The following is a 17,689-nucleotide window of genomic DNA, read 5'->3' on the forward strand; positions in this document are numbered from 1 at the left end:
GAGGGGGCGATGCGCGATTATAAGACGGCGCCAGCCGGGCCGCCCGCTCCCACGTTCCATTCGTGCGTCTCGACAAAGCGGAACAGGAAGGCCATGAAGCTTTCGGCCGCCGGCGACAGCGAACGGCCCGTCTTCGTGTAGACGAAAAAGCGCCGCGTCAGTTCCGGTTCGTGCAGGGCGCGCATGTGCAAATTGTATAGTTTGACCATCGGTTCCGCGTACGGCAGGCACACCGTGATGCCCAGGTTGGCGCTGACCATGGCCAGCGCCGTCGTCATGAAGGTCACTTCATTGTAGGGATTGAGCGACAGCTCGCGAAACGCGCCGTGCATGTCGCGCAGCAGGCGTTCCGTGAACTGGCCCTGCAGCGAAATGAACGGATAGTCGCCCACGTCGGCCCAGGTGACGCGCTCTTTCTGCCGCAGCGGATGCTGCTCGGGGTAGACCAGCACGAAGGGCATTTCGAACAGCACTTGCGCGGCGATTTCCGCCGTCGGATCGCGCTCGGGGCCGATGCCGAAATCGACTTCGCCGCTGAAGACGCGCGCCGAGACATTCTCCACGGGGCAGTCTACCAGGCGCAGCTGCACGTCCGGATGCGCCTGGCGGTAGGCGGCGATCACTTCCGGCAGCAGGGTGCACGCCATCATCTGCGGCGCGGCGATGCGCACCATGCCCGTTTTCAGGGCCTTGCGCTGGGCGATGCCGGCCATGGCGCCGTCGAGGTCCTCGATCATCTTTTCGAACAGCGGATACAGTTCGCGGCCGATTTCCGACAGCTGCGTCTTGCGCGTGCTGCGCTCGACCACGCGCACGCCCAGCACGCTTTCCAGTTCCTTGATCAAGCCGCTCAAGGCCGACTGCGTCACGTGCAGGTATTCGGCGGCCAGGGTAAAACTGCCCGTCTTGGCCAGCGCCACGAAGGCGCGCATCTGTCGCAGGCTGGGACTCATAAGATAATCCGATAAATCGATGGTTAAAAATTGTTTGTATGATAGCTGTAACTGGATTCTAATGGTGAAAAGCTGAAAAACATCGCGCCCAGGGCGCCATCCATCGGAGACAGACCGCATGAAAATCAAGCAGATCCACCACGTCGCCTACCGCTGCATCGACGCGAAGAAAACCGTCGAGTGGTACGTCAAGCATTTGAACATGAATTTCGTCCTCGCCATCGCCGAAGACCTGGTGCCGTCGACCAAGGCGCCGGACCCTTACATGCACGTGTTCCTCGACGCGGGCCAGGGCAATGTGCTGGCCTTCTTCGAGCTGCCGACGCAGCCGCCGATGGACCGCGACCGCAATACCCCGGCCTGGGTGCAGCACCTGGCGCTGGAAGTGGGCAGCATGGAAGAACTGCTGGCCGCCAAGGAGCGCCTGGTGGCCGGCGGCATCGAGGTGCTGGGCCCCGTCAACCACGCCATCTTCCAGTCGATCTATTTCTTCGATCCGAACGGCCACCGCCTGGAGCTGGCGGCCAACGTGGGCACGCCGGAAATGATGGCCAAACTGGACGCCGTCAAATGGGAAATGCTGGAAGAATGGTCGCAGACGCGCCGCGCGCCGAAGCACGCCGCCTGGATGCACGCGCCGGCCGACGCCTGAGCGCAGCAGATTGACTGCTGCAGACCGACACTCTCTGACCAATACACCGAACCAGGAATACCATGAAACTCGCAACCCTGAAAAACGGCAGCCGCGACGGCGCCTTGATCCTCGTCAGCCGCGACCTGCGCCAGTACCAGCGCGTGGCCGCCATCGCCCCCACCCTGCAGGCGGCGCTCGACAACTGGGACGCCGTCGCGCCCAAGCTGGAACAGGCGTACGCCAACCTGAACGCGGGCCAGGCGCCGGACGCGCAGCCGTTTGATGCCAATCAGTGCCACTCGCCGCTGCCGCGCGCCTACCAGTGGGCCGACGGTTCCGCCTACATCAACCACGTGGAGCTGGTGCGCAAGGCGCGCAACGCGGAAGTGCCGGCCTCGTTCTACACGGACCCGCTGATGTACCAGGGCGGCTCGGACAGCTTCATCGGCCCGCGCGACCCCGTCTTCGCCCTGTCGGAAGAGTGGGGCATCGACCTGGAAGCGGAAGTGGCGGTGATCACGGGCGACGTGGCCATGGGCGCCGGCGTGGATGACGCGGCGAAGGCGATTCGCCTGGTCATGCTGGTCAACGACGTCTCGCTGCGCAACCTGATCCCGGGCGAACTGGCGAAAGGCTTCGGTTTCTTCCAGTCGAAGGCGGCCAGCGCGTTCTCTCCCGTCGCCGTCACGCCCGATGAACTGGGCGCGGCCTGGGCGGACAGCAAGCTGCATTTGCCGCTGCTGGTGGACTTGAACGACAAACCGTTCGGCAAGCCGAATGCGGGCGAAGACATGACCTTCAATTTTGCGCAACTGGTCGCCCATGCGGCGAAGACGCGCGAACTGGGCGCCGGCACCATCGTTGGCTCGGGCACCGTGTCGAACAAGCAGGGCAACCTGTTTGGCTCCAGCATCGAGAATGGCGGCGTCGGCTACTGCTGCCTGGCCGAAGTGCGCATGTATGAAACCATCGAACACGGCGCGCCAAAGACGGCGTACCTGAAGTTCGGCGACACGGTGCGCATCGAGATGCGCGACGCGGCCGGCGCCAGCATCTTCGGCAGCATCGAGCAGACCGTGGCCCTGTACGCTGGCGCCACGCGCGCCTGAGGAGGCCGCCCGTGAAGCTGTACACCTATTTCCGCAGTTCGGCCGCCTACCGCGTGCGCATCGCCTTGCATCTCAAGGGCATCGCTTACGACAGCATCCCCGTGCATCTGCTGCAGGATGGCGGCCAGCAGCTGCTGCCGGCCTACCGCGCCGTCAATCCGTCGGCGCTGGTGCCGGCCCTCGACGACGACGGCGCCATCCTGACGCAGTCGCTGGCCATGCTCGAGTATCTGGAAGAGACGCGCCCTGGCGTGCCCTTGCTGCCGGCGGATCCGCTGGAACGGGCGCGCGTGCGCGCGCTGGCGCTGGCCATCGCTTGCGACGCCCATCCGCTGACGAATCTGCGCGTCCTGAAATACCTGAAAGGGACGCTTGGGCTGTCGGACGAGGTCAAGCAGGAGTGGTACCGCCACTGGATGGCCGAGGGGCTGGCGGCCGTGGAAGCGCTGCTGGCGCAGGGCGATCCTGCCGGCACGGGCCTGTTCTGCCACGGCGACAGCCCGACGATGGCCGATTGCTGCCTGGTGCCGCAAGTGTTCAATGCGCTGCGCTTTGCCATCGACCTGGCGCCGTATCCGCGCGTGGCGCGCATCCATGCGCATTGCGCTGGCTTGCCAGCCTTTATTGCGGCGCACCCGTCGCAGCAGCCTGACGCCGAATAGCAACACACGGCGCGGTGCGGGAAGCCCCGTCTGGCAACAGGCGGGGTTTTTTTATGCGTGCTTGATTTTGATCAGTCAATGCCATCTTGCCGGTGCGCTACAATTTGCGTTTGCCCAAATACTTCACGTGCCCATGACCGCAACAACCGTTCCTGCCAGTATCACCGATGCCCTGTCCCTGGCGCACGCTTCCTGGCGTCCCATCCTGCTGCGCGGCTTGCAGGCCGTGATGGCGGCCGATCCCGCCTACCTGCCGGCGCTGGCCGCCGACGATTACCTGCCCACGCAGGGCCGGCTGTTCGCCGCCTTTGCCTTGCCGATGGCGCAGGTGCGCTACGTGCTGGTGGGCGAGGGGCCGTATCCGCGCGCCGACAGCGCCACGGGCGTGTGTTTCATGGATGGCGCCGTCGGCAGCCTGTGGTCGGCCACGGGCCTGTCGAAACCCGTCAACCGCGCCACGTCCTTGCGCAACTTCATGAAGATGCTACTGGTGGCCGATGGCCAGCTGCAGGGCGGCGATACCTCCGGCGCGGCCATGGCGCCCGTGGCGGCGGCCGCGCTGCAAGCGGACAGCGGCGTGATCCAGACCCTGCCCGACTTGCAGCGCAAGATGACGCAGCAGGGCTTTTTGCTGCTGAACGCGGCGCTGGTGTTCCGTTCCCACGTGCCGCCCGTGCAGGATGCGCGCGGCTGGCTGCCTTTCCTGCAAGTGGTGCTGGAAGCGCTGGCGCAGCAGGGCGGGGCGGTGCAGCCGCAACTGGTGCTGTGGGGCAAGATCGCCGAGCTGATCAAACGGCTGCCGGTGGCGGCATCCTTGCCGCAGGTGACGGCGGAACATCCGTATAATCTGTCCTTTATCGGCAATCGTGACATGCAGGCCTTGTTTGGCCCCATGCAACTATTGCGTGCTTGAGCTTGAATCATCGCCTGTCTGGCGGAAGTGCGGGGAATATGCAAATCAGTAACGTGGAAGAATTGAAGGCGTGGATCGCGGCGGGCGGCGTGCCCGACTATCTGTATTTCTGGGGGCACACGCCGGCGCAGCCGCAGGTGCCCGACAAAAGCTGCTTCAGCCAGTGGTTTCCATCGCCGTTCAGCCTGGCCGGCGTGACGTATGCGACGGCCGAGCATTACATGATGGCGCAAAAGGCGGCCTTGTTTGGCGACACGGCCGTGCAGGCGCGCATCGTGGCGGCCGAGCGGCCGTCGGAAGTGAAGAAGCTGGGACGCGAAGTGGCGAACTTCGACGCCAGGGTGTGGGAAGCGGCGCGCGCCGGCATCGTTTTCGATGGCAACTTTGCCAAGTTCTCGCAAAAGGCTGCGCTGCGCAAGTTTTTGCTGGGCACGGGCGAGCGCGTCATCGTCGAAGCCAGTCCCGTCGACCGGATATGGGGCGTGGGCCTGGCGTCGGACAATCCGCGCATCCTGGACCCCGCCAGCTGGGACGGCTTGAACCTGCTGGGGTTTGAACTGATGAAAGTGCGGACCGCTTTACGGGGCTGAGAACGCCCTGCAATTTCCCGACTGTTGTTTTCCTGATGCCGCCGCGCCTGGCGCGGCCGGCCATGCCCCTTCCAGCCCTGTGGTCATCGAGGGGCGCTCTGACAAACCCCGCCGAATTTGTTATACTTGACTAAATCATTCAACTACTCGGGGTTTGAGGAGTTGAAAAGCCGCAATATTTTAAACCAGTTGACCAGAGGATGTATGCGTCTGACTACAAAAGGCCGTTTTGCCGTGACAGCGATGATCGATCTTGCCCTGCGCCAGGGCAAGGGACCGGTCACCTTGTCCGGTATCAGCCAGCGCCAGTCGATTTCCCTGTCCTACCTGGAGCAGCTGTTCGGCAAGCTGCGCCGGCATGAGATCGTCGAATCGATCCGCGGCCCAGGCGGCGGTTACAGCCTGGCGCGCCGCGCCGACAAGGTGACGGTGGCCGACATCATCATCGCCGTCGACGAACCGCTGGATGCCACGCAGTGCGGCGGCAAGGAACATTGCCACGGCGCCGACGCGGCCACGGGCGCGCGCTGCATGACGCATGAATTGTGGTCCACACTCAACGAAAAAATGGTCGATTATCTGGATTCTGTGTCCTTGCAGGACCTGGTCGACCAGCAGAGACAAAAGAATGCCGAGCAAAGCGTGATGGTGATGCACCGTAACCACGCCGCCCTCGGTTGATAATGACAAAAATACCAGTTGCTGATTGCAGGAGTTATTGATGAACGCCCCAGAAAAAAACGTAGGCCAAGTGCACTTTGAAACCGCACCGCATTTCCCGATCTACATGGATTACTCGGCCACGACGCCGATCGATCCACGCGTCGCCGACAAGATGATTCCTTACCTGCGCGAGCAGTTCGGCAATCCGGCATCGCGCAGCCACATGTATGGCTGGACGGCGGAAAAAGCCGTGGAAGAGGCACGCGGCCACGTGGCGGCCCTGGTGAACGCGGATCCGCGCGAAATCATCTGGACCTCCGGCGCGACGGAAAGCAACAACCTGGCCATCAAGGGCGCGGCGCAGTTCTACAAGACCAAGGGCAAGCACATCATCACCGTCAAGACCGAGCACAAATCGGTGCTCGACACGGTGCGCGAACTGGAACGCATCGGCTTTGAAGCGACCTACCTGGAACCGCAGGATAACGGCCTGATCACCGTCGAGCAGCTGGCCGCGGCCGTGCGCCCGGACACCATCCTCGTGTCGGTGATGCTGGTGAACAACGAAATCGGCGTGATCCAGCCGATCGACGAGATCGGCGTGTTCTGCCGCTCGAAAGGCATCATCTTCCATTGCGACGCCGCGCAAGCGACGGGCAAGGTCGTCATCGACCTGCAAAAGACCAAGGTCGACCTGATGACCTTCACGGCGCACAAAACCTACGGCCCGAAAGGCGTGGGCGCCCTGTACGTATGCCGCAAGCCGCGCGTGCGCCTGGAAGCGCAGATGCACGGTGGCGGCCATGAGCGCGGCCTGCGTTCGGGCACCCTGCCGACGCACCAGATCGTCGGCATGGGCGAAGCGTTCCGCATCGCCAAGGAAGAGATGGACAGCGAAATCGGCCGCATCCAGGCCTTGCGCGACCGCCTGGCCAAGGGCTTGCAAGAGATCGAAGAAGTCTACATCAACGGCGACATGGAGCACCGCGTGCCGCACAACCTGAACGTCAGCTTCAACTACGTCGAAGGCGAGTCGCTGATCATGGCGATCAAGGATATCGCCGTGTCGTCCGGTTCGGCCTGCACCTCGGCCAGCCTGGAGCCATCGTACGTGCTGCGCGCCCTGGGCCGCAGCGACGAACTGGCGCACAGCTCGATCCGCTTCACCATCGGCCGCTTCTCGACCGAGGAAGACATCGACTTCGCCGTGAACCTGCTGAAATCGAAAGTACACAAGCTGCGCGACCTGTCGCCGCTGTGGGACATGTTTAAAGATGGCATCGATATCAATTCGATCCAATGGGCTGCCCACTAACCAATACCCTGGCCCTGTTGGACAGGGCCGGCAAGAATATTTAAGGAGCATCAAAATGGCTTACTCGGACAAAGTACTCGATCACTACGAAAACCCGCGCAACGTGGGCGCTTTCGACAAGGGTGATGAAACCATCGGCACCGGCATGGTAGGCGCGCCTGCCTGCGGCGACGTGATGAAACTGCAGATCAAGGTTGGCGCCGACGGCCTGATCGAAGATGCGAAATTCAAGACGTATGGCTGCGGTTCGGCCATCGCCTCGAGCTCGCTGGTGACCGAATGGGTGAAAGGCAAGACCCTGGATCAGGCGCTGGCCATCAAGAATACGCAGATCGCCGAAGAGCTGGCCCTGCCGCCAGTGAAGATCCACTGCTCCATCCTGGCGGAAGACGCCATCAAGGCGGCAGTGCTGGACTATCAGACCCGCCATCCGGCCGCGTAGAGCACCTGAGAAAACGCCCATGGCTGCGTTGCATTGCCTTGTCGTACTAGTCGTACTGCCTGCGGCAATGCGCCTTGCCCTGAACGTTTTTCAGGCATTCTAGAATTTGTTGGATTTTGATACCTGTTCCCATGTGGGAACAGGAGCGGAGAAATACATGATCACACTGACCGAAAGAGCGGCGAAACACATCAACCGTTATATCGAACGGCGCGGCAAGGGCATGGGCTTGCGCTTTGGCGTGCGCACCACGGGTTGCTCGGGCCTGGCCTACAAGCTCGAATATGTCGATGAAGTGGCGGCCGAAGACAGCGTCTTCGAATCGCACGGCGTGAAAGTCTTCGTCGACCCGAAAAGCTTGCCTTACATCGACGGCACGGAACTCGATTTCGCGCGCGAAGGCTTGAACGAAGGCTTCAAGTTCCACAATCCGAACGAAAAAGACGCCTGCGGCTGCGGCGAGTCCTTCAGGATTTAAACAGCTGGCAAGACCCCGGTCGGTGCGCTGTACCCATCGATTGCGGTACAGCGACCACCGACCATTATGCAAAACCACTTCGAATTATTCCAGTTGCCGGCGCAGTTCTCGCTCGACATGAGCGCGCTCGACGCGGCCTACCGCGACGTGCAGGGCAAGGTCCATCCGGACCGCTTCATCAATGCCAGCAGTGCTGAAAAGCGCGTGGCGATGCAATGGGCCACGCGCGCCAATGAAGCCTATCAAACCCTGAAAAGCCCGCAAAAACGCGCGCAATACCTGTGCGAACTCAATGGCGTCGACCTGCAGACGGAGTCGAACACGGCCATGCCCGTCAGTTTCCTGATGCAGCAGATGGAATGGCGCGAAGAGCTGGGCGACGCCCGTGCCGGCAAGGATGCCGACGCGCTCGACGCCCTGGACCGCCAGCTGCGCGGCGAACGCAAGGCCTTGCTGGCCCAGGTGGCGGCCCAGCTGGACGCGGCCGACTACGCGAATGCCGCGCAAAGCGTGCGCGCCCTGATGTTCCTCGACAAATTCGGCGAGGAAGTCCGTTTTGCCTATGAGGCCATCGAGGCTTGACCAGGCGATCGCTTGACCGGCGTGCCAAGCGCCAGTCTGGCCCGCGACTTATAATGCGCGTCAGGCATCAACTGCATCACGCAAAAAATTAATCGAGGCACGAATACAATGGCACTTCTGCAAATTTCCGAACCAGGCATGTCGACCGCGCCGCACCAGCACCGCCTGGCCGTCGGCATCGACCTTGGCACCACCAATTCCCTGGTCGCCACCGTCCGCAACAGCATTCCCGAGGTGCTCAACGACGAAGACGGGCGCTCCCTGCTGCCCTCCGTCGTGCGCTACCTGCCGAACGGCCACGCGAACATCGGCTACAAGGCCCTGGCCGCGCAAACCACCGACCCGAAGAACACCATCGTTTCCGTGAAACGCTTCATGGGCCGCGGCCTGGCCGACATCGCCTATGCGGAAAACCTGCCCTACGATTTCCAGGACACGCCTGGCATGGTGCAGCTGAAAACCGTGGCCGGCGTGAAAAGCCCCGTCGAAGTGTCGGCGCAAATCCTCGCCACCCTGCGCCAGCGCGCGGAAGATTCGCTCGGCGACGACCTGGTGGGCGCCGTGATTACTGTACCAGCGTATTTCGACGATGCACAGCGGCAAGCCACGAAAGATGCGGCGCAATTGGCCGGCATCAATGTCTTGCGCCTGCTGAGCGAGCCGACGGCCGCCGCCATCGCGTATGGCCTCGATAACGCGTCCGAAGGCGTGTACGCCGTGTACGACCTGGGCGGCGGCACCTTCGACATCTCGATCTTGAAACTGAGCAAGGGCGTGTTCGAAGTGCTGTCCACGGGCGGCGACTCGGCCCTGGGCGGCGACGATTTCGACCGCCGCCTGTTCTGCTGGATCAGCGAGCACGCCAAGCTGGCGCCCCTGTCCGACGAAGACACGGCCATCCTGATGGTGAAGGCGCGCGAGATCAAGGAATTGCTGTCGACCAAGTCGGAAACGACGATCGACGCCAAGCTGAACTCGGGCGAAGAAATCCATCTGCGCATCACGGCAGCCGACTTTGCCGCCATGACGCAGCACCTGGTCGTGAAAACCATGAACGCCATCAAGAAAGCCTTGCGCGACGCGAACGTGGATGCGGACGACGTCGATGGCGTGGTGATGGTGGGCGGCGCCACGCGCATGCCGCACGTGCAGCGCGCCGTGAGCGAGTTCTTCCACACGACGCCGCACGCGAACATCGACCCGGACAAAGTGGTGGCGCTGGGCGCCGCCATCCAGGCGAACTTGCTGGCAGGTAACCGCGCCGCCGGCGACGACTGGCTGCTGCTGGACGTGATCCCGCTGTCGCTGGGCATCGAAACCATGGGCGGCCTGGTGGAAAAGATCATCCCCCGCAATTCGACGATACCGTGCGCGCGCGCCCAGGAATTCACGACCTTCAAGGATGGCCAGACGGCCCTGGCCGTGCACGTGCTGCAGGGCGAGCGCGAACTGGTCAGCGATTGCCGTTCCCTGGCGCGCTTCGAGCTGCGCGGCATTCCGCCGATGGTGGCGGGCGCCGCGCGCATCCGCATCACGTACCAGGTCGATGCGGACGGCTTGCTGTCCGTGTCGGCGCGCGAACTGCGCTCGGGCGTGGAAGCGTCGATCAGCGTCAAGCCGGCCTACGGCCTGGGCGACGACGACATCGCCCGCATGCTGCAGGATTCGTACACCTCGGCCGACGTCGACATGGTGGCGCGCGCGCTGCGCGAAGAGCAGGTGGAAGCGGAACGCATCCTGCTGGCCACGCAGTCGGCGCTCGATGAAGACGGCGGCTTGCTCGATGAAGCCGAACGCGCAGCCGTCGACAGCCTGATGAACAAGGTGCGCGACGCTATTGCGCAATCGCAAAGCGGCGCCATCGACCACCAGGCCTTGAAGCTGGCGATCGAGGCGCTGGCCGACGGCACCGAGGATTTCGCCTCGCGCCGCATGGACCGCAGCGTGCGCACGGCCTTGACGGGTAAATCCCTGGATCAAGTCGTATAAAACCAATTGAACAGCGCGCCGCAGGCACTCGCCGCGGCCGCGCTCCGAATGACAGACTGAAAGAAGACACCATGCCACAAATCGTTATCCTGCCGCACGCCAAGCTTTGCCCGGACGGCGCCGTCATCGAAGCACCTGCCGGCAAGTCCATCTGCGACATCCTGCTGGAAAACGACATCGACATCGAGCACGCCTGCGAAAAGTCGTGCGCCTGCACCACCTGCCACGTGCTGGTGCGTGAAGGCATCGAATCGCTGAACGAAGCGACGGAACTGGAAGAAGACATGCTGGACAAGGCCTGGGGCCTGGAAGCCGTGTCGCGCCTGTCGTGCCAGTCCATCGTGGCCGAGGCCGACCTCGTCGTCGAAATCCCGAAATACACGATCAACCAGGTCAGCGAAGGCAGCCACTAACATGAAATGGTCCGACATTCACGTGATCGCCGAGGCGCTGTACGATGCGCATCCGGACATCGATCCCCTGACCGTGCGTTTCACCGACCTGCACAACTGGGTGGTGGAACTGGACGGCTTCGACGATGACCACACGCGCGGCGGCGAAAAAGTGCTCGAAGCGATACAGATGGCGTGGATCGATGAAGCGCGCTAAGGGCGCGGCAGCCGCCGCCACCGCAGTCGCCGCGCCGAAAGACGTCATCACCGCCGCCAGCAACATGCCCGAGATCAAGGATGGCCAGTCGGTCGCCTTGCTGCAGGAATTGCACATCCTGACGCGTGACGGCAAGATGAACCAGGACAGCCGCCGCAAGTTGAAACAGGTGTACCACCTGACGCAATTCATCGAGCCGCTGCTGCGCGAAGTGCAGCTCGATCACCCTGGCGTGTCCCTGGTCGACCATGGCGCCGGCAAGTCCTACCTGGGCTTCATCCTGTACGACCTGTTCTTCAAGAACGGCAACGACGGCTCGCACATCTATGGCATCGAGACGCGCGAAGAACTGGTGCAGCGCTCGCAGGAGCTGGCGAAGAAATTCAAGTTCCCCGGCATGTCGTTTTTACCGCTGTCCGTGGCCGAATCGACGGAATCGACCTTGCTGCCGCAGCAGATCGACATCGTCACGGCCTTGCACGCGTGCAATACGGCCACCGACGACGCCATCCACTTCGCCTTGAAGAAAAAGGCGAAATTCATGGTGCTGGTGCCATGTTGCCAGGCTGAAGTCGCCTCCGTATTGAAGAAGAACAAGGGCAAGAGCCTGGGCAAGAATGTTTTGACGGAATTGTGGCGCCACCCGCTGCATACGCGCGAGTTCGGCAGCCAGATCACCAACGTGCTGCGTTGCCTGCAGCTGGAAGCGCATGGCTACCAGGTCAGCGTGACGGAACTGGTGGGCTGGGAGCATTCGATGAAGAATGAACTGATCATCGCCAGCTACAAGAACTTGCCGCGCCAGCGTCCGACGGAACGCTTGCAGGAAGTGCTGCAAACCCTGGGCCTGGAAGAGATGGGCCACCGCTTCTTTGCCGAAGAGCTGGCCAAGGCGGGCGCGTAAAGTATCCGCAGGGCAAAGTATCCGCAAGGGCAAACGAGGGGAGGAGCGGGTCGGTTACAATACCGGCTTTCTCCTCCTCTTGCTTTTTGCGCCTCCTCCATGACCACACCTATTGAAATGCCCACCGTCCGCCTGGCCAAGCGCCTGTCTGAAGACGTGCCCTGTTCGCGCCGCGAGGCCGAGCTGTATATCGAGGGCGGCTGGGTGACGGTCGACGGCGTGCTGGTGGAAGAGTCGGGCGCGCGCGTGGCGGACAACCAGGAAGTGGTGCTGTTGCCGAACGCGACGCTGGAAGAAATGCCGCCCGTGACGATTCTGCTGCACAAGCCGGCCGGCATCAATGGCGGCGTGGGCGCGGAAGGCAAGCCAGCCCTGAGCTGTTTGCGTCCCGAAGAGATCTTCACGCCGGAAAACGTGGCGCCCAGTTCCGTCACGCGCTTCCTCAAGCGCCACCTGATCGGCCTGACCATCACCAATCCGCTCGACACCATGGCGTCCGGCTTGCTGGTATTCACGCAGGATTTCCGCGTCGCCCGCAAGCTGGTCGACGAAGCGAAAACGGTGGAGCAGGAATTCATCGTGGAAGTGGCCGGCAGCATCATGGAAAACGGCCTGGCGCTGCTCAATCACGGCTTGCCCTTCAATGGCAAGCCTTTGCCGCCGATCAAGGTCAGCTGGCAAAATGAAACGCGTTTGCGTTTCGCCCTGAAAAACGTGCAGCCGGGCCAGATCGCCCACATGTGCAAGATGGTGGGACTGGACGTCGTCGCCATGAAGCGCTTGCGCATCGGCCGCATCCCGATGGGCGCCATGCCCGTGGGGCAATGGCGATATCTACAGGGTTACGAACGCTTCTAAAGCTGCGGCGCCACGATGGAGTGGCTTTCTGCAAAGCTTTTCCATAGCCGTTCGGCAATATTCAAGGCGATGGTATCGGCTTTCTCTTGCAAGGCCGCATTGCCCATGCTCTCCGTCGTGGCGAAGAACAGAGTCAGCCAGCGGCGGAACATGCAGGGCGTGAGGTGTTCCATTTGCGCGTGCTGGGCCAGCGGCTTGCCGTGGTAGCGCATGGTGCCGCGCAGCAAGCCTGACCAGAAATCGACCAGTGTGGCCAGGTGGGCATCCCAATCCTTGACCTCGGCGGCAAAGATGGGGCCCAGCATGGCATCGTCGCGCGCGGCCGCATAAAAGGTGTGGACGAGATGCTTGACTTCGTCTTCGCTGCAGACTTCCTCGCGGTAGGGAGCGAAGCGTGTGTGGGGGAGGGGGGCGGTAGTATTCATGGCATGCCATGATCGCAGAGCCCCCGTGGCGCTTCAATGACCCAGGTCAAGCCGCGTAAAAACTCAGGCGGCGACTTTCTTCGGCTTCTTCGCGGGAGCCGGCAATTGCACGATGTGCGTGCCTGCCAGCTTGTCGTGCAGGAATTGACCATTGCCCGTGAACAGGGCCGTGCTGGACCACGCCAGGATGCCGACACCGATGGCGCCCAGGGCCGTCCAGTGCTGCAAGTCCAGCAGATATGACACCAGCAGGGCTGGCAGCAGCCACATCCATGACAGGACATAGCGGTAGGCGGCCACGCGCAGCGGCACGTGGGCGTGGCCCGGCAGCACGACTTTCAGGCGCCACGTCTTCATGGCCAGGGTTTGCCCTTCGCGGCTCCATTGATGGATGAAATACGCACCCATGACGAGGAAGGCCAGGCACTGGCGCATGTGTTCCGTCAACGGCGTATGCGCGCCCTGCACGGCCAGCTCGAACAGCAGGAAGGGCAGGAACAGCACGGCCAGGGCCAGCAGCGACTCGTACACCATGGAAATCAGGCGGCGCTTGATCGTGGGATGGGAAGTGATGCTGGCGGCAGGCGTACTATTTGGCATTGGTTGGCAGTGGGGCAGGCGTAATAGATGGCGTAACAGGTGGCGTGACGGGCACGGTGGCGGGGGCCGCGGCGGGATCGCTCGGCACGGCCGTCGCTGCGGGCGCGGGCGGCAGGACGGGCGCGGCGGCCGCAGGCGCTGCCGGCGTGGCGGGCAGCAGGATCGGGGCCGGCTTGCTCGTATTCGAATTGATCGCGGGCACTTTTTCCAGCGGCTTTTTCGGCACGAGTTCCGTCGCCAGCTTTTTCTTTTGATCTTCCGGCAATTGCTGGTATTGCTCCCATTGCGCGGTCTTTTGACCAGGATCAATCTTCTTCGTGCGCGTATAGTTTTCGCGCACGAGACGGCGCTGTTCCGGCGTCAGCTTGATCCATTCGCGCATGCGTTCATGCACGCGCGTTTGCTCGTCCGGCGTCATGGAGGCGAAACGGCTGGCGATATCGAGCCATTTCTGCTTGCGCAAGGCTTCCAGCTTGTTCCATTCGCTCGCCAGCGGCTGCAGGGCTTCCTGCTGCGCGCGCGACAGCTTGTTCCACGAGGGATTCTCACCGGTCTTGGGCGGCGTGCCGCCCTTGCCGGCCGTGCGGGGCGAACCGGGCTTGGCTGTCGAGGCCGGGGCGGGCGCCACCACGGGCGCGGCTGCCGCGGGAGGGGCGGCGGGCGCGGCATGTTGCTGCGCGCCAACCCAGGCGGCGCCAGCCAGGGCGCAGGCACCCAGGCCGATGCCGCCGGCCAGCCAGCCTTTGCGTACGCTTGAGCGTGTCATTATTGCTCGCGTTTCGTCAGGTAGGCGTTGAAGCCATGGTCCATGTAGGCGGAAAGCGGCAATTCGTCCGACAGCACGGCAGCGTCGATTTCTGCCAGTTCGGCAATATGTTGTTCTTGCTCAAACTGATAGATGCCCACCATGCCGCCGACCAGCAGCAGCAGGGGGATGATCACGCTCATGCGGCCCAGCCACGACAGCGGCTCGACAAACAGGCTGCTGGCCACGCCGGCGAACACATTCTGGCGCACGGCGACGGCGGCGGGCGCGTCCGCCTTCTTGCGCGACAGGGCCAGCTTGCGTGCCGCTGCCAGGCGATCGGTGGCCGATGCGGGCAGGTCGTCGAGTTTTTCGTTCAGTGCATGGCGCACTTTGTAAGCGAAATTGAGATCGTCGGTGTTCATAATTTAATTCCCTTGGCTTTCAGCGATTCGGCGAGCGTGTGGGTAGCTCTAGAGCAATGTGTTTTCACGCTACCTTCGGAGCAACCCATCGCTTCCGCTGTTTCAGCCACATCCATGTCCTGCCAATAACGCATGAGGAAGGCTTCGCGTTGACGTGACGGCAGTTTTTGTACCTCTGCATCAATCAAATCAAGGATTTGCGCGCGCTCGACCTGGTCGGCCGAGGATTCGGCGGCGCTGGAGCCCTGTTCCGATTCATAAGTGTCAAGTATATCAAAATCCTCATGCTCGTCGCCCGAGGGCTTCATGCCGGAAAACAGGCTGACCCAGGTGTTGCGGACTTTTTCGCGGCGGAAATAATCGAGGATGGTGTTTTGCAGGATGCGCTGGAACAGCATCGGCAGTTCGGCGGCCGGCTTGTCGCCGTATTTCTCGGCCAGCTTGATCATGGCGTCCTGCACGATGTCGAGTGCCGATTCTTCCTTGCGGACCGCGTAGGCGGCTTGCTTGAAGGCGCGCCGCTCGACATTTTCTAGAAAGTCGGATAATTCTTTGTCTGTTGCCATGCGGTATGGGGGATCTTAGCGGCTGCGGGTGCGGTGGGCGAAATGGGGGCGGGTATGCTTTTTGCAACCCCGTGCATGCTAGCAAAAAATGTGCGTTTCCGCAGAGTTTTTGCACTCTGTGCGCGCAAAATGGCCTTTCGGCTGACATTTTCCTTGACCATAATGGTGCGACGCGATACCGTATAGGACGCTTTGAACACCCCAAAGCCCTATGGTCAGGTCGCGACCGGCACACAAGGCCATCCGCGACAAGACGCGCTTTCATTTGTAGGCAGTTTGTTCTAACCCGCGCCACAAGCGCGAGCGGTTCGTACAGGCGCCACAGAAACTCCGGCCAAACGAGTTGCGTTAAGCGTTGTTTTGTAAGGTATCTATGGGTGCCCAAAGAAATTGCGTGACCGCATGAAAAGGGAAGCAGGAGCACTGTCGCGCACAGCGAACTTCGTCAGGAAAGAACATCCGATCAATCTCCAATGGACCTTGAAAGGAATGTTTCATGAATACCGAAGCAGCAGCAGGACCAATTACGGGCGCAGAAATTGTCGTGCGCTGTCTGGCTGAAGAGGGCGTCGAGCACGTCTTTGGATACCCGGGCGGAGCCGTACTCTACATCTACGACGCCATCTTCCAGCAAAACAAATTCCAGCATATCCTGGTACGCCACGAGCAGGCCGCGATCCACGCCGCCGATGCCTATTCGCGCAGCTCGAACAAGGTCGGTGTCGCCATCGTCACGTCCGGTCCGGGCGTCACGAATGCCGTCACGGGCTTGTCCACCGCGTACATGGACTCGATTCCCATGGTGGTGATCTCCGGCCAGGTGCCGAGCCACGCCATCGGGCAGGATGCGTTCCAGGAATGCGACACGGTCGGCATCACGCGCCCCGTCGTCAAGCACAACTTCCTCGTCAAGGACGTCAAGGACCTGGCAGCGACGATCAAGAAAGCCTTCTTCATCGCCCGTACCGGCCGTCCGGGACCCGTGCTGGTCGATATCCCCAAGGATATCAGCATGCACAAATGCCATTTCGACTATCCGAAGGAAGTCGAGATGCGTTCCTACCGTCCCGTCGACAAGGGCCACTCGGGCCAGATCCGCAAGGCCGTGCAGCTGTTGCTGCAAGCCGAACGCCCGATGATCTACACGGGCGGCGGCGTGATCCTGGCGAACGCCTCGGCCGAGCTGAACAAGCTGGTTGACCGCCTGGGTTTCCCTTGCACCAACACCTTGATGGGTCTGGGCGGCTACCGCGCCTCGAGCGAGCAGTATGTCGGCATGCCCGGCATGCACGGCACCTATGAAGCGAACATGGCGATGCAGAATTGCGACGTCCTGATCGCCATCGGCGCCCGCTTCGACGACCGCGTGATCGGCAACCCGAAACATTTCGCCTCGCATCCGCGCAAGATCATCCACGTGGACATCGATCCCTCGTCGATTTCCAAGCGCGTCAAGGTCGATATCCCCATCGTCGGCAACGTCAAGGACGTGCTGATCGAGTTCCTCGCGCAACTGGATGCGGCCGAAGCCAAGCCGAACGTCAATGCCTTGAGCAACTGGTGGAAGCAGATCGCCGAATGGCGCGGCCGCGAATGCCTGAAATACCCGACCTCCGACCTCGTCATCAAGCCGCAATCGGTGGTGGAAAAGGTGTTCCAGATCACCAAGGGCGACGCCTTCATCACGTCCGACGTGGGCCAGCACCAGATGTGGGCCGCGCAATACTATGGTTTCGACAAGCCGCGCCGCTGGATCAATTCCGGCGGCCTGGGCACCATGGGTGTCGGCTTGCCGTACGCCATGGGCGTGCAGATGGCCAACCCGGACGCCACCGTTGCCTGCATCACGGGCGAAGGTTCGATCCAGATGTGCATCCAGGAATTGGCGACGTGCAAGCAATATCACTTGACGCCAAAGATCATCATGCTCAACAACCGTTTCCTCGGCATGGTGCGCCAGTGGCAGGAAATCGATTACGGTTCGCGCTATTCCGAGTCGTACATGGATTCGCTGCCCGACTTCGAGAAACTGGCTGAAGCGTATGGCCACGTGGGCATGAAAATTGAAAAACCGGGCGACGTCGACGGCGCCCTGAAAGAGGCGTTTGGCATGAAAGACAGGCTGGTATTCATGAACTTCATTACCGACCAGTCCGAAAACGTGTGGCCAATGGTGAAAGCCGGCAAAGGCCTGTCCGAAATGATGCTCGGCTCGGAGGACCTCTAA

At 62.0% G+C, this 17,689-nt stretch carries 22 protein-coding genes; 16 read left to right on the forward strand and 6 right to left on the reverse strand.

The annotated features are described in order from the left end of the window. Positions 1-17 precede the first annotated feature (17 nt). The gene (locus O3301_RS09775) at positions 18-953 is read right to left on the reverse strand and encodes a LysR family transcriptional regulator (protein WP_077407156.1); all 936 of its coding nucleotides are present in this window, start codon (positions 951-953) and stop codon (positions 18-20) included. 118 nt (positions 954-1,071) lie between these two features. Here O3301_RS09775 and O3301_RS09780 point away from each other — a divergent pair, with 118 nt between their 5' ends. The 15 genes from O3301_RS09780 to O3301_RS09850 all read left to right on the forward strand — a co-directional run bounded on the left by O3301_RS09780 (position 1,072) and on the right by O3301_RS09850 (position 12,701). Then, positions 1,072-1,605, forward strand: a complete 534-nt coding sequence (locus O3301_RS09780) for a VOC family protein (protein WP_092710160.1) — start codon at positions 1,072-1,074, stop codon at positions 1,603-1,605. 62 nt (positions 1,606-1,667) lie between these two features. Continuing rightward, positions 1,668-2,696 (forward strand): fumarylacetoacetate hydrolase family protein, encoded by a 1,029-nt coding sequence (locus O3301_RS09785; RefSeq protein WP_099667135.1) that lies wholly within the window; start codon positions 1,668-1,670, stop codon positions 2,694-2,696. Positions 2,697-2,707: 11 nt separating this feature from the next. Continuing rightward, the gene (gene maiA, locus O3301_RS09790) at positions 2,708-3,358 is read left to right on the forward strand and encodes a maleylacetoacetate isomerase (RefSeq protein ID WP_305056249.1); all 651 of its coding nucleotides are present in this window, start codon (positions 2,708-2,710) and stop codon (positions 3,356-3,358) included. 133 nt (positions 3,359-3,491) lie between these two features. Beyond that, positions 3,492-4,271, forward strand: coding sequence for a uracil-DNA glycosylase (locus O3301_RS09795; RefSeq protein ID WP_305056250.1), 780 nt, complete (start codon positions 3,492-3,494; stop codon positions 4,269-4,271). A gap of 38 nt (positions 4,272-4,309) precedes the next feature. Next, the gene (locus tag O3301_RS09800) at positions 4,310-4,861 is read left to right on the forward strand and encodes an NADAR family protein (RefSeq protein ID WP_099667138.1); all 552 of its coding nucleotides are present in this window, start codon (positions 4,310-4,312) and stop codon (positions 4,859-4,861) included. A gap of 204 nt (positions 4,862-5,065) precedes the next feature. After that, on the forward strand, positions 5,066-5,542 hold the full coding sequence (iscR, locus tag O3301_RS09805) for a Fe-S cluster assembly transcriptional regulator IscR (RefSeq protein WP_065310626.1): 477 nt from the start codon (positions 5,066-5,068) through the stop codon (positions 5,540-5,542). A gap of 40 nt (positions 5,543-5,582) precedes the next feature. Continuing rightward, positions 5,583-6,839, forward strand: coding sequence for an IscS subfamily cysteine desulfurase (locus tag O3301_RS09810; RefSeq protein ID WP_099667139.1), 1,257 nt, complete (start codon positions 5,583-5,585; stop codon positions 6,837-6,839). Between the two features lie 55 nt (positions 6,840-6,894). Continuing rightward, a complete protein-coding gene (gene iscU / locus O3301_RS09815; protein WP_034750082.1) occupies positions 6,895-7,281 on the forward strand; it encodes a Fe-S cluster assembly scaffold IscU in 387 nt (128 codons plus the stop codon). A 157-nt stretch (positions 7,282-7,438) separates the two neighbouring features. Beyond that, positions 7,439-7,759: an iron-sulfur cluster assembly protein IscA gene (gene iscA / locus O3301_RS09820; RefSeq protein ID WP_305056251.1), complete on the forward strand. Its 321-nt coding sequence runs from the start codon at positions 7,439-7,441 to the stop codon at positions 7,757-7,759. Positions 7,760-7,825: 66 nt separating this feature from the next. Further along, a complete protein-coding gene (gene hscB, locus O3301_RS09825; RefSeq protein ID WP_230520945.1) occupies positions 7,826-8,341 on the forward strand; it encodes a Fe-S protein assembly co-chaperone HscB in 516 nt (171 codons plus the stop codon). 108 nt (positions 8,342-8,449) lie between these two features. Then, on the forward strand, positions 8,450-10,330 hold the full coding sequence (gene hscA, locus O3301_RS09830; protein ID WP_305056252.1) for a Fe-S protein assembly chaperone HscA: 1,881 nt from the start codon (positions 8,450-8,452) through the stop codon (positions 10,328-10,330). Between the two features lie 71 nt (positions 10,331-10,401). After that, positions 10,402-10,743: an ISC system 2Fe-2S type ferredoxin gene (gene fdx, locus O3301_RS09835; protein ID WP_034750070.1), complete on the forward strand. Its 342-nt coding sequence runs from the start codon at positions 10,402-10,404 to the stop codon at positions 10,741-10,743. Between the two features lies 1 nt (position 10,744). Then, complete coding sequence (iscX, locus tag O3301_RS09840; protein ID WP_071322763.1) at positions 10,745-10,939, forward strand: Fe-S cluster assembly protein IscX; 195 nt, start codon at positions 10,745-10,747, stop codon at positions 10,937-10,939. Further along, positions 10,926-11,843 (forward strand): SAM-dependent methyltransferase, encoded by a 918-nt coding sequence (locus tag O3301_RS09845; protein ID WP_099667142.1) that lies wholly within the window; start codon positions 10,926-10,928, stop codon positions 11,841-11,843. Before iscX ends, O3301_RS09845 begins: the two co-directional genes overlap by 14 nt. 99 nt (positions 11,844-11,942) lie before the next feature. Beyond that, a complete protein-coding gene (locus O3301_RS09850; RefSeq protein ID WP_289898471.1) occupies positions 11,943-12,701 on the forward strand; it encodes an rRNA pseudouridine synthase in 759 nt (252 codons plus the stop codon). Here the strand turns inward: O3301_RS09850 and O3301_RS09855 are convergent. From O3301_RS09855 to O3301_RS09875, 5 genes are all read right to left on the reverse strand, one after another. Continuing rightward, the gene (locus tag O3301_RS09855; protein ID WP_099667144.1) at positions 12,698-13,126 is read right to left on the reverse strand and encodes a group III truncated hemoglobin; all 429 of its coding nucleotides are present in this window, start codon (positions 13,124-13,126) and stop codon (positions 12,698-12,700) included. The genes O3301_RS09850 and O3301_RS09855 overlap by 4 nt on opposite strands. Before the next feature lie 63 nt (positions 13,127-13,189). Next, a complete protein-coding gene (locus O3301_RS09860; RefSeq protein WP_099667145.1) occupies positions 13,190-13,726 on the reverse strand; it encodes an RDD family protein in 537 nt (178 codons plus the stop codon). Continuing rightward, the gene (locus O3301_RS09865) at positions 13,716-14,492 is read right to left on the reverse strand and encodes a DUF3106 domain-containing protein (protein WP_305056253.1); all 777 of its coding nucleotides are present in this window, start codon (positions 14,490-14,492) and stop codon (positions 13,716-13,718) included. Before O3301_RS09865 ends, O3301_RS09860 begins: the two co-directional genes overlap by 11 nt. Next, positions 14,492-14,896: a DUF3619 family protein gene (locus tag O3301_RS09870; protein WP_099667147.1), complete on the reverse strand. Its 405-nt coding sequence runs from the start codon at positions 14,894-14,896 to the stop codon at positions 14,492-14,494. The genes O3301_RS09865 and O3301_RS09870 overlap by 1 nt, the downstream gene beginning before the upstream one ends. Next, positions 14,893-15,462, reverse strand: coding sequence for an RNA polymerase sigma factor (locus tag O3301_RS09875; protein ID WP_034779551.1), 570 nt, complete (start codon positions 15,460-15,462; stop codon positions 14,893-14,895). The genes O3301_RS09870 and O3301_RS09875 overlap by 4 nt, the downstream gene beginning before the upstream one ends. 496 nt (positions 15,463-15,958) lie before the next feature. On the opposite strand from O3301_RS09875, the gene O3301_RS09880 reads away from it, so the two are divergent. Then, a complete protein-coding gene (locus O3301_RS09880) occupies positions 15,959-17,689 on the forward strand; it encodes an acetolactate synthase 3 catalytic subunit (RefSeq protein ID WP_099667148.1) in 1,731 nt (576 codons plus the stop codon).

The sequence above is a fragment of the Janthinobacterium sp. SUN211 genome, from assembly GCF_030587315.1.
In the GTDB taxonomy this organism is placed as follows: domain Bacteria; phylum Pseudomonadota; class Gammaproteobacteria; order Burkholderiales; family Burkholderiaceae_D; genus Janthinobacterium; species Janthinobacterium kumbetense.